Consider the following 13,649-nt stretch of genomic DNA (forward strand, 5'->3'; position numbering starts at 1 on the left):
TCCGTCAGGAGCCGGACGCCACGCCGTCGTCCACAGGTTCTGTCCACAGGGTCTCTCCGCGTCGTGCCCTGGCCAGTAATGTCCCGCCCATGGAGCAGAGGCATCTCGGACGTACCGGCCTGCGCGTCTCGCGCATCGGGCTCGGCACGCTCACCTGGGGGCGGGACACCGACGAGCACGACGCCGCCGAGCAGTTGAAGGCGTTCTGGGACGCGGGCGGCACACTCGTGGACACCGCCGACGTGTACGGCGGCGGCGAGGCGGAGTACCTGCTCGGCCGGCTCATGGAGCGGCTGGTGCCGCGCCAGGACCTGGTCCTGTCCACCAAGGCCGGCAGCGTCCCGGACCCGGACCGCCGCACCGACGGCTCGCGCGGCCACCTCCTCGCCGCCCTCGACGCCTCCCTGGCCCGGCTCGGTACCGACCACGTGGACCTCTGGCAGCTGCACGCCTACGACCCGTACACGCCGCTGGAGGAGTCGCTCCAGGCGCTCGACATCGCGGTACGCAGCGGGCGGGCGCGGTACGCGGGCGTGGCCAACTTCTGCGGCTGGCAGCTCGCCAAGGCCGGCACCTGGCAGCTGGCGGGCGACCGCACCCGGCTCGCCGGCGCCCAGCTGGAGTACTCGCTGCTCCAGCGGGGCGTCGAGCGGGAGGTGCTGCCCGCCGCGATCGACCTCGGCATAGGTCTGCTGCCCTCCTCCCCGCTCGGCCGCGGGGTGCTGACCGGCAAGTACCGGAGCGGCACGCCGTCCGACTCCCGGGGCGCGTCGGAGGCGCTGGCGCCGTTCGTGGAGCCCTACCTCGACGAGGCCGCGAGCCGGATCGTGGAGGCGGTCAGCACCGCCGCCGACGGACTCGCCACGAGCCCGCTGCACGTCGCGCTCGCCTGGGTCAGGGACCGGCCCGGCGTCGCCGCCCCGATCGTCGGCGCGCGCACGGCGCGGCAGCTCACGGCCGCGCTGTCGGTGGAGGGCCTTAGTCTTCCTGACGAGATCTGCCGGGCTCTGGACGATGTGTCCGCGCCCGTGCACCGCTATCCGGATCACGACTGGAGCACCTTGTGACCGAGCCTTCCGGGGAGACCGCGCCCGAGGCGTCCGAGGACCTGGCCCACGCGGACGTGGCGCCGCCCGACGGGACCGACACCGCACCCGACGGGACCGACACCACCGAGGAGGCCGGCACCGTCGAGGAGGCCGGCACCGTCGAGGAGGCCGGCACCGTCGACACACCCGGGACCACGGAGGATGCCGGGGCCGACGGGGCTGCCGGGGCCGAAGAGGATGCCGGGGCCGGCGGGGATGCCGGGGCCGGCGGGGATGCCGAGGCCGATGGGGCCGCTGAGACCTCCGAGGCCGGCGAGGGCGCGGCGCCGGAGTTGAGCGAGGCGCAGGCGGAGCTGGCGGCGCAGCGGGAGCTGCGGGCCAAGATCGAGTTGCGGAAGGCCGAGAAGGCCGGGCCGGTCACGAGCGGCGCGAAGCTGAGCGGGACCGCCGCCGATCTGCTCGCCGCCGTACGGGCCGTGGAGGGCGGCGCCACGTCCGGCGGCGCCTTCTTCGAGCCGTCGCCGGAGCCGCCCCGCGCACCCCGGCCGCCCGAGACCACCGTCCGGCCGCCCGCCCCGGCGGCCCCGCCCGCGCCGACGGCCGGGGCGCTGGCCGGGGTCGGCGAGGTGCTGGCCCGCGGCGGCGCGCCCGAGTCGCTGGCGGGGCAGGTCGCCGCCGCGCTGGGCGAGCGGGCCGCCGAGGCGCTGACCGAGGACCCGTGGCGGCTGCTGGCCGTCGCCGGGGTGCGGCCGGAGCAGGCCGACGGCTTCGCGCGGGCGCTGCTCGGCGGGGCCTGCGGCCCCGACGATCCGCGCCGGGCCGTCGCCCTGACCGTGTGGCTGCTCGACCGGGCCGCCCTCCAGGGCCACACCGCGCTCACCCTGGACGAGGTCCGCGCCGGACTCGCCCGGCACGAGGTCCCCGACCCGGAGAAGGCGGTCGAGACCGCGGTCTCCGAGGGCGCCGTCCTGGTCTTCCAGGAGGAGGACGCCGCCGGGGACGAGGAGACGGAGGAGGGCGAGGAGCCCGTGGAGGGCGAGGGCGCCGCTGCCGGCCCCGAGGAGCCCCCGCTGCTCGGCCTCGACCGGTACGCGCTCGCCGAGGAGAGCCTCGCGGACGGACTGGCCCGGCTGGTGCGCACCGTCACCGCGGCGGAGTGGGACGGCGGCGAGCTGGAGCGGGCCGTGGGCGGCCACGGCCTGGTGCTGCACACCGGAGGTGAGGCCGCCCGCGAGGAGCCGCTGGCCCTGGCCGCCGCCGCGCGGGAGCGCGGGCTGCGCGTCCTGGTCACCGTGCACTCCCCGGAGCGGCCGGGCGAGGAGGACCGGGCCGCCGGGACGGTGGTGCCGCTCGCCGCGCTGCTCTCCGGGACGGCCGGCCCCGGCCGGGACGAGGAGGGCGCGCTCGCCCTGGACCTGCTGGTGGTGCTGGACGCCCCGCAGCTGGACGTGGAGACGGGCGCCATGCTCGTCGAGGCCCTGCCGGACGGCTGCCGGCTCGTCCTCAGCGGCGATCCGGACGTCCTGGGGCCGGCCGGTCCCGGTGCGGTCTTCGCGGACGCGCTCGCGGCCCGCGTCTGCCCCCGCGTGGCCTCCCGCCGCCCCGACCCGGGCCCGCTGGGCGAGCTGGTCTCGGGCATCGGCGTCGGCGAGCTGAACCAGGTCGAGGCCCCCGGCAAGGAGGTCGTGATCGTCCCCGTGCGGGACGCCGGTGAGGCCGTGCACCGCACGGTCCAGCTGGTCGCGGACTCGGTGCCGCGCGCCTTCGGTCTGTCCCCCGAGCAGACCCGGGTGATCACGGTCGGCCACGGCGGTTCGGCCGGGACCCGCGCGCTGAACACGGCCCTCAAGCAGCGACTCAACCCGGGCCCCGGCCGCTTCGGCGGCTTCGACCCGGGTGACCGGGTGGCGTACGCGCCGGTGCCGGGCCGCACGGTGACCGGCACGGTCCTCGGGGCGGACGCCGAGGGGCTGCGGCTGGGCACCGCCGACGGCGAGGTCGTCGTACCGAAGGAGCGGGTGGAGTCGGCGCTGCGGCACGGCTGGGCGCTGACCGCGCACCAGGCGGCCGGCGGGCGCTGGCCGGCGGTCGTCGTGGTGCTGCCCGGCGACGCCGCGCCGGGGCTGAGCCGGCCGTGGGTCTACACGGCCTTCGGCCGTGCGGAGCGGCATCTGTCGGTGGTGCACGGAGTGGACCAGGCGCTGCCCCGGGCGGTCGCCGAGGTCCTCGCCCCGGCGCGGACGACGCGGCTGCGGCCGCTCCTGACCGGCCTGCTCGCCACCCCCGACGAGGAGTGAGGGCGCCCCGACCGGAACGCCGGAGGGCCGGTACGTCCACGGTGGACGTACCGGCCCTCCGGCGTCCTCCCCGACGCCTCTCAGCGGCCGGCGTCCCGGCCCTTCCCCGCACCGGCCGCCTCGGCCCCGTGGAGCGCCCCGGTCCCGCCGGCGCCCTCGGCCCCGTCGTCGTCCTCGTCGTCGAAGACGGCGCTGATGTCGAAGCGGCAGACGATCCGCTCCGGGTCGGCCTGCTCGAAGGGGGCGGCGAGCCACTCCCCCGCCTCCGGGAGTTCCCCGGCGGCGGTGACCCAGAGCGTGGAGTCGCCCTCCTCCAGGCCGAACTCCTTGTGACGGGAGGCGATCTCGTCGGGTTCGTACTCCCCGAAGAGGACCCCGAGCGCCGCGGCCGTGCCGCGGGGCCCTTCCTCGTCGTGGTCGAGGTCGGCGACGCGCCGGGCCTGGGCCACGAGCCGGCGCGGCTCGGCCACGGCGTAGTCGCGGCGGATGAGCACGCTGAGGGCGTGCGGTTCGTCAGGTCCCGCGTAGGGCGGCAGGCCGTCGTCGGCCCCGGGGATCTCGAAGGGGGTCACCTCGTCGTAGCGGTCGTAGAGGAGTTCGTCATAGGTCTCGGCGGCCGCGGCGAGGGCGTTGAACGCCTCGTACACGGCCGTGTCGTCGTCCCCCGTGCGGCGTTCGACCGCCGCGAGGTGGCGGTCCAGTGCGGTCTTGACCGCCTCTGCGGCGGCACGTACCTCGGCAGCGGTGGGCTGCGCAGCATCAGACATGGGACAGACGCTATCCGTACCGGGCCGGTGCCCGCACAATAGATGCGATGCCGGAATACGAATTTGTCGACGTGTACGTGCCGCGTGGCGTCTCCCGCAAGGAGACCGCGCGGCTTCTTACCGACCATGCCGAGTACGGGCACTGGGAGTTGGACCGACTCACCCTGCGGCGGGACGGGAGCCGCAGAGTGCGGCTGAAGCGGCGGATCATCCGTCAGATCCGCGCCACCTGGTGACGGACGCGAAAGGGGCCCCGCCTGGTGCGGGGCCCCTTCGCTTTCCGGCCGGTCCGGTGATCGGTCCGGTTCAGGCGCCGCGGCGGGAGCGGCGGTAGACCAGCGCGCCGCCGAGCAGCAGGCCCGCGGCGGCCGGCACGATCACGCCGAGCGGCGCGGAGGAGCCGGTCTCGGCGAGCTCCTCGGGCGTGGCCGGCGGCGGCGAGAGCTGCGGACCGGGGTGGTTCGTCCCCCCGTCCGAGCCGGGCGGCACACCGGGGGTGCCGGGCGTACCGGGCGTGCCGGGCGTGCCCGGAGTGCCGGGGGTACCAGGCGTACCGGGAGTCCCGGGCGTACCCGGAGTACCCGGAGTGCCCGGAGTCCCCGGCGTACCCGGAGTGCCGGGGGTACCTGGCGTACCAGGAGTACCCGGCGTACCAGGAGTCCCGGGCGTACCCGGCGTGCCGGGCGTCCCGGGGGTGCCCGGAGTGCCAGGGGTCTCGGGCTCCTCGCCGTAACCGCCCGGCTCCTCGCCGTAACCGCCGGGCTCCTCCTCGCCGTAACCGCCGTCGGGCTTCTCGCCGTTCGCGCAGTCGTTGCCCGCGGCGGGGTTTCCGAGGCCGATGCCAGTGACGCTGTTGCCGCACGCGTTCACGGGCACGTCGACCGGCACCACCACGGTGTTGCCGGAGGCCACGCCCGGGGAACCGGTCGCCCGCGCGTGGCCGGACGAGCCGGGTCCCGCCTGCGAGGGGATGTTGGCGCAGGAGTTGCCCATCGCCGGGTTGAGCACCCCGACGACGTTCACGGTGTTGCCGCACGCGTTGACCGGCGCGTGGACCGGGACCTGCACGGAGTTGCCGGACGCGATGCCCGGTGAGTTCGCGGCCGTGCCGCTCGCGGCGGAATCCGCCTGCGCGATGCCTCCGCCGAGCGCGAAGACGCCGCCGGCCGCCGCGACGGTGATGATGCTCTTGCGCGTGACCTGTCGCATAGCTTGCTTACCTGCCTTCTCGGCAATTCGCCTGATCGGCGTGGGATGAGGGCCACCGGGCCCGTGCCCGGGGCGGAATCGCCACCGGCCCCGGAGTGCATGGCACGCACTCCGGGGCCGGACGGCTCACGCCCTCAAGGGGCGGGGCACAACGTCAGGCGTTGACGCAGGTGTTGCCGAAGGCGGGGTTCAGCAGACCGATCACGGAGACCGTGTTGCCGCAGACGTTCACGGGAACGTGAACCGGGACCTGCACGACGTTGCCCGAGAGGACACCGGGGGAACCGATGGCCGCACCCTGGGCACCCGCGTCGGCGACGGCCATGCCCGCACCCGCGAGAACGAGACCGCCAGTGGCAGCCGCAGCAGCGACGACCTTCTTGATCATTATTCCTCCTAGTTGACAAGTGCGGCCCCAGCCGCGGACCGCAACACCTGTAACGAGGGGGAAGGGAGGGGGCTACGAGCCCCCCGGGTCATTCACTCTTTCCGGTCAGGGCCAAACGCGCGGCCGAATTCGGCGGCGCGTCCGGCCGTCCGGTCAGCAGGCGTCGATGAAGCGGTCCAGGACGCGCACGCCGAACTTCAGGCCGTCGACCGGGACGCGCTCGTCCACGCCGTGGAACATGCCGGCGAAGTCCAGCTCCGGCGGCAGCTGGAGCGGGGCGAAACCGAAGCAGCGGATGCCGAGGTCGTCGAAGGACTTGGCGTCGGTGCCGCCGGAGAGCATGTACGGGACGGCGCGGGCGATCGGGTCCTCGGCGCGCAGGGCGACCTGCATGGCGTCGACGAGGGCGCCGTCGAAGCTCGTCTCCAGGGCCTTGTCGCCGTGGACGTCCTCGCGCTTGACCCGGGGGCCGAGGATCCGGTCGAGGTCGGCCAGGAACTCCTGCTCGTACCCGGGGAGGAAGCGGCCGTCGACGTGGGCGGTGGCCTGGCCGGGGATCACGTTCACCTTGTAGCCGGCGCCGAGCATGGTCGGGGCGGCGGAGTTGCGCAGGGTGGCCCCGACCATCTTGGCGATGCCGCCGAGCTTGGCCAGCGTGGCGTCCATGTCCTCGGGGTCGAGCGGGGTGCCGAGGGCGTCGGACAGTTCGTCGAGGAAGCTGCGGACGGTCTTGGTGACGCGGACCGGCCACTGGTGGCGGCCGAGCCGGCCGACGGCCTCGCACAGCTCCGTGATGGCGTTGTCGGAGTTGGTCATCGAACCGTGGCCCGCCGTGCCCTCGACGGTGAGCCGCATCCAGTGCATGCCCTTCTGGGCGGTCTCGACCAGGTAGAGGCGCAGGTTCTCGTTGACGGTGAAGGAGAAGCCGCCGACCTCGCCGATCGCCTCGGTGACGCCGTCGAAGAGGTCGCGGTGGTGGTCGACGAGGTGGCGGGCGCCGTAGGTGCCGCCGGCCTCCTCGTCGGCGAGGAAGGCGAGGACGATGTCGCGCGGGGGCTTGCGGCCGCTGCGCAGCCGGTCGCGGACGACCGCGAGGGTCATCGCGTCCATGTCCTTCATGTCGACGGCGCCGCGGCCCCAGACGCAGCCGTCGGCGACCTCGCCGGAGAAGGGGTGGTGGGTCCAGTCGTCGGCGTCGGCCGGGACGACGTCGGTGTGCCCGTGGATGAGCAGGGCGGGCCGGGACGGGTCCTCGCCCTCGATGCGGGCGACGGTGGAGGCGCGGCCCTTGTGCGACTCGATGATCTTCGGGTCGAGGCCCACCTCGGCGAGCTTCTCGGCGACGTACTCGGCGGCGGCCCGCTCGCCGGGGCCGGAGTGGTCGCCGTAGTTGCTGGTGTCGATGCGGATGAGGTCCCGGCAGAGGTCGACGACCTCGTCCTCACCCGAGACGGTCCGGCCGGTGTTCGACTCGCTCACGCTGCTTCCTCCCACGACGTGCCCCACATGCTTGCTGGTGGTCGCTCCCATCCTCCCGCGCCCACGCCCCGGCGGCGCAAGGGCGTCCACCCGCCGACACGTCTCCGACACATGCCGAGACGGGACGTCCCGGCGGGGCGGGAGGGGCCGGTGGGGCTGCTGGGGCGGGTGAGGGGGTGGTGATCGGTCACCCGAATGTTTGCTATGGTTTTCCTCGTCGGAACGGCCCAGGGCCGCGAGACACACACCCTGTCCGGGTGGCGGAATGGCAGACGCGCTAGCTTGAGGTGCTAGTGCCCTTTATCGGGCGTGGGGGTTCAAGTCCCCCCTCGGACACCAGAGGAAGTCCCGGTCGAGATCTCTCGACCGGGACTTTCGCGTATGTCGGATCCTTGCGGGGCGGATCCCTGGTTGTCGGATCCCCGGATGTCGGATCCCTGGAGGACGGTGAGGCGGAGCGGTGCGGAGGAAGCGGGTGCCGGTCGCGCCGCTGGCGCAGCGGGACGGGATCGATCCGGTGCGGCTGCGGCTGCCGCCGGACCCGGAGGGGGCCTGGCCGACCGTGGGGGCGTATCTGCTCGGGCGGTACGGGGGCGCCGTGGGCACGGAGCGGGTCGGCGCGATGCTGGACGCGGGGCGCTTCGTCGGGGCCGACGGGCGGGCGGCGGCGGCCTCGGAGCCGTACGAGCCGGGGCGGTGGCTCTGGTTCCACCGGGATCCGGTCGCCGAGGAGCGGGTGCCGTTCGAGATCGGGGTGGTGTACCGGGACGAGCGGATCCTGGTGGCGGACAAGCCGCACTTCCTGGCGACGACCCCGCGCGGGCGGCACGTGACGGAGACGGCGGTGGCGCGGCTGCGGGCCGGGCTCGGGCTGCCGGCGCTCCAGCCGGCGCACCGGCTCGACCGGCTCACGGCGGGTCTCGTGCTGTTCGTGGTGCGGGCCGAGGACCGGGGGGCGTACCAGCTGCTGTTCAAGGAGCGGCGGGTGCGCAAGGAGTACGAGGCGGTGGCGGCGTACGACCCGGCGGTGGAGCTGCCGGTGACGGTGCGGAGCCGGATCGAGAAGGAGCGGGGGGTGCCGGCCGCGCGGGAGGTGCCGGGCGAGCCGAACGCCGTGAGCCGGATCGAGCTGGTGGAGCGGCTGGGCGCGTTCGGGCGGTACCGGCTGCTGCCGGAGACCGGGAAGACGCATCAGCTGCGGGTGCACATGAACGCGCTGGGGCTGCCGATCCTGGACGATCCGCTCTATCCGGTGGTGCGTGAGGACGGGCCGGAGGACTACCGGCGGCCGCTGCGGTTGCTGGCGCGGACGCTGGAGTTCACCGACCCGTTCACGGGCGAGGAGCGGCGGTTCGGGACCCGCCTGTCGCTCAGTGGCCCCTGCTGATCCACTCCTCCAGGTGCGGTGCCTCCGCGCCGATGGTGGTGGCGTCGCCGTGGCCGGTGCGGACGACCGTGTCCGGCGGGAGGGTCAGGAGCTTCCCGCGGATCGAGTCGACGATCGTGGGGAAGTCCGAGAAGGACCGGCCGGTGGCGCCGGGGCCGCCCTGGAAGAGGGTGTCGCCGGTGAAGACCGTGCCCAGGTCGGGGGCGTACAGGCAGACGGCTCCGGGGGCGTGGCCGGGGGTGTGGAGGACCTTCAGGTCGGTGCCCGCGATGGTGAGGACCTGGCCGTCGGCGAGTTCTCCGTCGGGGGTGTGGTCGGGGTGGGTGAGCTTCCACAGCGGCTGGTCGGCGGGGTGGAGCAGGATGCGGGCGCCGGTGGCGGCGGCGAGCGCGGGGGCCGCGCCGACGTGGTCGTCGTGGGCGTGGGTGCAGACGATGGCGCGCAGGGTGCGGCCGTCGAGGGCGGCGAGGATCGCGGTGGCGTCGTGGGCGGCGTCGATGACGATCGCCTCGGTGTCGTCGCCGACGATCCAGACGTTGTTGTCGACGTCCCAGGTGCCGCCGTCGAGGCTGAAGGTGCCGGAGGTGACCAGGTGGTCGACGCGGGCGGTCATCACAGCACCACCACCGAGCGCAGCACGTCGCCCTCGTGCATGCGGGCGAACGCCTTCTCGACCTCGTCGAGGGCGATGGTCTCGGTGACGAAGGCGCCGAGGTCGATGCGGCCCTGCCGGTGCAGGTCGATGAGCATGGGGAAGTCGCGGGACGGCAGGCAGTCGCCGTACCAGGAGGACTTGAGGGAGCCACCGCGGCCGAAGACGTCGAGGAGCGGCAGTTCGAGCCGCATCTCGGGGGTGGGGACGCCGACGAGGACGACGGTGCCGGCCAGGTCGCGGGCGTAGAACGCCTGCGCGTACGTCTCCGGGCGGCCGACGGCCTCGATAACGACGTCGGCGCCGAAGCCGTCGGTGAGCGCGCGGATCGCCTCGACGGGATCGCCGGTGCGGGAGTCGACGGTGTGGGTGGCGCCCATCTCCTTCGCCTTGGCCAGTTTTCGCTCATCGATGTCGACGGCGATGACCTTCGCGGCCCCGGCGAGGCGGGAACCGACGATGGCGGCGTCGCCGACGCCTCCGCAGCCGATGACGGCGACGGTGTCGCCGCGGGAGACGTTGCCGGTGTTGATCGCGGCGCCGATGCCGGCCATCACGCCGCAGCCGAGGAGGCCGGCGATCTCGGGGGCGACGGCGGGGTCGACCTTGGTGCACTGGCCGGCGGCGACGAGGGTCTTCTCGGCGAAGGCGCCGATGCCGAGGGCCGGGGAGAGTTCGGTGCCGTCGAGCAGGGTCATCCTCTGCCGGGCGTTGTGGGTGTCGAAGCAGTACCAGGGGCGGCCGCGCCGGCAGGCCCGGCACTGGCCGCAGACGGCCCGCCAGTTGAGGATCACGTAGTCGCCGGGGGCGACGTCGGTGACGCCCTCGCCGACCGACTCGACGGTGCCGGCCGCCTCGTGGCCGAGGAGGAAGGGGAACTCGTCGTTGATCCCGCCCTGCTTGTAGTGCAGGTCGGTGTGGCAGACGCCGCACGCCTGGACGCGGACGACGGCCTCGCCGGGGCCGGGATCGGGGACGACGACGGTCTCGATCCGCACGGGCTCGTTCCGGCCGGGGGCGATGACCCCCCGCACGTGCTGTGGCATCGCTGACTTCCCTTCGACCGAGAGGATCTTGTAAGCCTCCTGCGTACCACTATCTCCTGATAAAAGGCGAGACCCCCGCAGGCCGTGCCTGCGGGGGTCCGCCGCTCCCGTGGGGGGAGTTCGGGGGCGGGCCGGGTCAGTCCTGCTTGCCGGCGGTCTCCCGGACCCGGCCGCGGACCAGGAACCAGCCGCCGACGAGGGCCGCGGCGATCAGCGGCAGACAGTTCACGGTGGTGCGGCCGATGCCGCCGTCCATCCACATGAGGACGATGACGGAGGCGAGGAAGACCAGGGTCACGATCTGCGTGTACGGGGCCCAGGGCAGCCGGTAGGCGGGGCGGACGAGCCTGCCCTGCTCGGCGCGGCGGACGAAGAGCAGCGAGCAGAGCATGATCATGGCCCAGGTGCCGATGATGCCGATGGAGGCGAAGTTCAGCACCAGCTCGAAGGCGTCCTCGGGCATCACGAAGTTGAGGAAGACGCCGGCGACGCCGAAGGCGGCGGTGAGCAGGATGCCGCCGTAGGGCACGCCGCCCTTGTTCATGACGCCGGTGAACTTCGGCGCGGAGCCGGCCAGCGACATGGAGCGCAGGATGCGGCCGGTGGAGTACAGGCCGGAGTTGAGGCTGGAGAGGGCGGCGGTGAGGACGACGAGGTTCATCACGCCGGCGGCGCCGGGGATGCCCAGCTTGTCGAAGACGGTGACGAAGGGGCTCTGGTCGCCGGAGTAGGCGGTGTACGGGAGGATCAGCGCGAGCAGGACGACGGAGCCGACGTAGAACAGGCCGACGCGCCACATGATCGAGTTGATCGCCTTCGGCATGATCTTCTCGGGGTTCTCGGTCTCGCCGGCGGCGACGCCGCAGAGCTCGACGGAGGCGTAGGCGAACACGACGCCCTGGATGAGCAGGAGCATCGGCATCATGCCGTTGGGGAAGATGCCGCCGTTGTCGGTGATGTTGGCGAGGCCCGGGGTGGAGCCGCCGACGTCGTGCGAGGTCACGATGAGGAAGATGCCCACCAGCATGAAGACCACGAGGGCGGCGACCTTGACGATGGCGAACCAGAACTCCATCTCGCCGAAGTACTTCACGGAGATGAGGTTGGCGGCGAGCACGATCGCGAGGGCGATCAGGGCGAGGATCCACTGGGGGACGTCGCTGAACAGCGACCAGAAGTGGGCGTAGGTGGCCGCGGCGGTGATGTCGGCGACGGCGGTGGTCGACCAGTTGAGGAAGTAGAGCCAGCCGGCCGTGTAGGCGCCCTTCTCGCCCATGAACTCGCGGGCGTAGGAGACGAACGCGCCGGAGGACGGGCGGTAGAGCACCAGCTCGCCGAGGGCCCGGACCACGAAGAAGGCGAAGACGCCGCAGACCGCGTACGCGATGAAGAGCGAGGGGCCGGCGCTGGCCATCCGGCCGCCGGCGCCGAGGAAGAGCCCCGTGCCGATGGCACCGCCGATGGCGATCATGTTGATGTGCCGGGACTTGAGGTCCTTGCGGTATCCGGCGTCGCCGGCGTCGACGTGGGGGGAGGCGGGCGCGTTCGCCGGTGCGGCGGACAGCGGCTCGGCCGCGGTGACGCGGTCACTCATGGAGTTGTTCGCCTTCGTGAGGGGGTGGGGGCTGTGCGGTCCCGGCCGAGTCCCGGAGGTCCCTTCGTGGGGGTCGCCCCGGCACGGCCAGCCGACATCCTCACGGCAAGGCCCGCTCACTGACTGTGAGCGAATTCACTGAACGCCCGGATTTGAGCTAGTTCAGAGCTTACGCAGCGCTGTACGGCGTACGACCGTCACGGGGCGGGCGGGTGCCGTCACGGGGCCGTACGACCGCTGCCGGGCGGCGGGCGCCGTCACGGGGCGAGGACGTCCAACTCCTTGAGCGCGCCGACGGCGATCTCGCGGGTCAGCGCCTCCGCCCGGGCCGCGTCCCGCTCCCGTACGGCCTCCGCGACTTGGACGTGGAGGGTGACGGCCGCCGGGTCGGGGTCCTCGAACATCACGTGGTGGTGGGTGCGGCCGGTGAGGACCTCGGCGACGACGTCGCCGAGGCGGGCGAACATCTCGTTGCCGGAGGCGTTGAGGACGACCCGGTGGAAGGCGATGTCGTGGACGAGGTACGCCTCCAGCTGCCGGCCGCGCGAGGTGGCGACCATGCCGAGCGCCTGCTCGGTGAGCTCACGGCACTGGGCCGGCGTGGCGTTCAGCGCGGCGAGGCCGGCGGCGACGGGCTCGACGGCGGAGCGCAGCACGGTGAGCGAGCGGAGCTGGCGGGGGCGGTCGGCGCCGGCGAGGCGCCAGCGGATGACCTGGGGGTCGTACACGTTCCAGCTCGCGGTGGGGAGCACCGTGACGCCGACCCGGCGCCGCGACTCCACCAGGTGCATCGACTCCAGGACGCGGACGACCTCACGGACGACGGTGCGGGAGACGTCGAAGTTCTGGGCGAGTTCGTCGGTGCGCAGCACCGTGCCGGGCGGGTACTCCCCCGCCGTGATGGCCAGGCCCAGGGTGGCGAGCACGTGCGAGTGGAGCCCCTGGGCCGATGTCGTCATGGTGCTCAGCCTATGCGGGGCCGGGCCGGTGATCACACCGGAGCGGCGCGGGACAGGGGGTCGGGGCGGGCGGGGGAACGCGGCCGGGGCCGGCGAGGTGCCCGGCCGGGGCGGGCGGGGTACCACGCACGGGAATTAAAAGTATGACTTTTATGTCACAGGCTCTTGAATACGTCGTACTCAATGGGTTTCATGACGCTCGACGGATCGATGTCGAAGAAGACAGCGAGGCACCCCCTCATGCGCTCCACCCCCCACACCGCCGCTCCCCCGGTCGTCGTCGTCATGGGCGTCGCCGGGACCGGCAAGACCACGATCGGCCCGCTCGTCGCCGAGGCCCTCGGCCTGCCGTACGCGGAGGGCGACGACTTCCACCCGGCGGCGAACGTCGCCAAGATGTCGGCCGGCGTACCGCTGGACGACTCCGACCGGGAGCCGTGGCTCGACGCCATCGGCGCCTGGGCGCACGGCAGGGCCGGGCACGGCGGGGTGGTGAGCAGCTCCGCGCTGAAGCGGATCTACCGGGACCGGCTGCGCGCGGCGGCCCCCGGGGTCGTCTTCCTCCACCTGACCGGTGACCGGGAGCTGATCGAGGGCCGGATGGCGGCCCGCAAGGGGCACTTCATGCCCACCGCGCTGCTCGACTCGCAGTTCGCCACGCTCCAGCCGCTGGAGGAGGACGAGGCCGGCGTCGCCGTCGACGTCTCCGGCACCCCGGCGGAGATCGCGGCGCGGGCGGTGGCGGCGCTGCGCGCCTTCACCCGGCCCGTTCCGCTCTTCTGAGTCCTTTCCCTCCTTCCGTCCCCTTCCTGCCTTCCCCCC

General features: G+C 73.5%; 13 protein-coding genes and 1 tRNA gene. 6 read left to right on the top strand and 8 right to left on the bottom strand.

Going from position 1 to position 13,649, the window contains the following annotated elements:
• Window positions 1–89: 89 nt before the first annotated feature.
• Window positions 90–1,067, top strand: coding sequence for an aldo/keto reductase (locus ACIGHB_RS24920; protein ID WP_360314300.1), 978 nt, complete (start codon window positions 90–92; stop codon window positions 1,065–1,067).
• The gene (locus ACIGHB_RS24925; RefSeq protein ID WP_399915959.1) at window positions 1,064–3,346 is read left to right on the top strand and encodes a helix-hairpin-helix domain-containing protein; all 2,283 of its coding nucleotides are present in this window, start codon (window positions 1,064–1,066) and stop codon (window positions 3,344–3,346) included. The genes ACIGHB_RS24920 and ACIGHB_RS24925 overlap by 4 nt, the downstream gene beginning before the upstream one ends.
• 80 nt (window positions 3,347–3,426) lie before the next feature.
• On the opposite strand, the gene ACIGHB_RS24930 is transcribed toward ACIGHB_RS24925, so the two are convergent.
• On the bottom strand, window positions 3,427–4,113 hold the full coding sequence (locus ACIGHB_RS24930) for a hypothetical protein (protein WP_360318907.1): 687 nt from the start codon (window positions 4,111–4,113) through the stop codon (window positions 3,427–3,429).
• 47 nt (window positions 4,114–4,160) lie between these two features.
• Between ACIGHB_RS24930 and ACIGHB_RS24935 the strand changes: the two genes are divergently transcribed.
• Window positions 4,161–4,349 carry a DUF5703 family protein gene (locus ACIGHB_RS24935; protein ID WP_319013159.1) on the top strand — a complete coding sequence of 63 codons (189 nt, stop codon included), beginning with the start codon at window positions 4,161–4,163 and terminating at the stop codon, window positions 4,347–4,349.
• Between the two features lie 70 nt (window positions 4,350–4,419).
• On the opposite strand, the gene ACIGHB_RS24940 is transcribed toward ACIGHB_RS24935, so the two are convergent.
• The 3 genes from ACIGHB_RS24940 to ACIGHB_RS24950 all read right to left on the bottom strand — a co-directional run bounded on the left by ACIGHB_RS24940 (window position 4,420) and on the right by ACIGHB_RS24950 (window position 7,189).
• The gene (locus tag ACIGHB_RS24940) at window positions 4,420–5,322 is read right to left on the bottom strand and encodes a chaplin (protein ID WP_399915961.1); all 903 of its coding nucleotides are present in this window, start codon (window positions 5,320–5,322) and stop codon (window positions 4,420–4,422) included.
• Between the two features lie 154 nt (window positions 5,323–5,476).
• Window positions 5,477–5,710: a chaplin ChpH gene (chpH, locus tag ACIGHB_RS24945; RefSeq protein ID WP_015032475.1), complete on the bottom strand. Its 234-nt coding sequence runs from the start codon at window positions 5,708–5,710 to the stop codon at window positions 5,477–5,479.
• A 153-nt stretch (window positions 5,711–5,863) separates the two neighbouring features.
• Entirely contained in the window at window positions 5,864–7,189 is a 1,326-nt protein-coding gene (locus ACIGHB_RS24950) for a M20/M25/M40 family metallo-hydrolase (protein WP_360318903.1), read from the bottom strand.
• 251 nt (window positions 7,190–7,440) lie between these two features.
• Here ACIGHB_RS24950 and ACIGHB_RS24955 point away from each other — a divergent pair.
• Together ACIGHB_RS24955 and ACIGHB_RS24960 are read left to right on the top strand one after the other, a co-directional pair.
• Window positions 7,441–7,528, top strand: a tRNA-Leu gene (locus tag ACIGHB_RS24955).
• Between the two features lie 136 nt (window positions 7,529–7,664).
• Complete coding sequence (locus ACIGHB_RS24960; protein ID WP_399915963.1) at window positions 7,665–8,576, top strand: pseudouridine synthase; 912 nt, start codon at window positions 7,665–7,667, stop codon at window positions 8,574–8,576.
• Here ACIGHB_RS24960 and ACIGHB_RS24965 read toward each other — a convergent pair.
• The 4 genes from ACIGHB_RS24965 to ACIGHB_RS24980 all read right to left on the bottom strand — a co-directional run bounded on the left by ACIGHB_RS24965 (window position 8,560) and on the right by ACIGHB_RS24980 (window position 12,827).
• On the bottom strand, window positions 8,560–9,189 hold the full coding sequence (locus tag ACIGHB_RS24965) for an MBL fold metallo-hydrolase (RefSeq protein ID WP_399915965.1): 630 nt from the start codon (window positions 9,187–9,189) through the stop codon (window positions 8,560–8,562). The genes ACIGHB_RS24960 and ACIGHB_RS24965 overlap by 17 nt on opposite strands.
• Entirely contained in the window at window positions 9,189–10,274 is a 1,086-nt protein-coding gene (locus ACIGHB_RS24970) for an S-(hydroxymethyl)mycothiol dehydrogenase (protein WP_399915967.1), read from the bottom strand. The genes ACIGHB_RS24965 and ACIGHB_RS24970 overlap by 1 nt, the downstream gene beginning before the upstream one ends.
• A 136-nt stretch (window positions 10,275–10,410) precedes the next feature.
• Window positions 10,411–11,868, bottom strand: coding sequence for an amino acid permease (locus ACIGHB_RS24975; protein WP_399915969.1), 1,458 nt, complete (start codon window positions 11,866–11,868; stop codon window positions 10,411–10,413).
• Window positions 11,869–12,125: 257 nt separating this feature from the next.
• Window positions 12,126–12,827 (bottom strand): FCD domain-containing protein, encoded by a 702-nt coding sequence (locus ACIGHB_RS24980; RefSeq protein ID WP_391081513.1) that lies wholly within the window; start codon window positions 12,825–12,827, stop codon window positions 12,126–12,128.
• Between the two features lie 240 nt (window positions 12,828–13,067).
• On the opposite strand from ACIGHB_RS24980, the gene ACIGHB_RS24985 reads away from it, so the two are divergent.
• Window positions 13,068–13,610, top strand: coding sequence for a gluconokinase (locus ACIGHB_RS24985; protein WP_360318918.1), 543 nt, complete (start codon window positions 13,068–13,070; stop codon window positions 13,608–13,610).
• The last annotated feature ends 39 nt before the right edge of the window (window positions 13,611–13,649 follow it).

Source organism: Streptomyces sp. NPDC085460 (assembly GCF_044541975.1).
GTDB lineage: Bacteria > Actinomycetota > Actinomycetes > Streptomycetales > Streptomycetaceae > Streptomyces.

Excerpts from the sequence above, each read along its gene's own strand:
- ACIGHB_RS24920 (WP_360314300.1), top strand. The coding sequence starts at position 90 with ATGGAGCAGAGGCATCTCGGACGTACCGGCCTGCGCGTCTCGCGCATC.
- ACIGHB_RS24930 (WP_360318907.1), bottom strand. The coding sequence starts at position 4,113 with ATGTCTGATGCTGCGCAGCCCACCGCTGCCGAGGTACGTGCCGCCGCA.
- ACIGHB_RS24935 (WP_319013159.1), top strand. The coding sequence starts at position 4,161 with ATGCCGGAATACGAATTTGTCGACGTGTACGTGCCGCGTGGCGTCTCC.
- ACIGHB_RS24940 (WP_399915961.1), bottom strand. The coding sequence starts at position 5,322 with ATGCGACAGGTCACGCGCAAGAGCATCATCACCGTCGCGGCGGCCGGC.
- chpH (WP_015032475.1), bottom strand. The coding sequence starts at position 5,710 with ATGATCAAGAAGGTCGTCGCTGCTGCGGCTGCCACTGGCGGTCTCGTT.
- ACIGHB_RS24965 (WP_399915965.1), bottom strand. The coding sequence starts at position 9,189 with ATGACCGCCCGCGTCGACCACCTGGTCACCTCCGGCACCTTCAGCCTC.
- ACIGHB_RS24970 (WP_399915967.1), bottom strand. The coding sequence starts at position 10,274 with ATGCCACAGCACGTGCGGGGGGTCATCGCCCCCGGCCGGAACGAGCCC.
- ACIGHB_RS24975 (WP_399915969.1), bottom strand. The coding sequence starts at position 11,868 with ATGAGTGACCGCGTCACCGCGGCCGAGCCGCTGTCCGCCGCACCGGCG.
- ACIGHB_RS24980 (WP_391081513.1), bottom strand. The coding sequence starts at position 12,827 with ATGACGACATCGGCCCAGGGGCTCCACTCGCACGTGCTCGCCACCCTG.
- ACIGHB_RS24985 (WP_360318918.1), top strand. The coding sequence starts at position 13,068 with ATGCGCTCCACCCCCCACACCGCCGCTCCCCCGGTCGTCGTCGTCATG.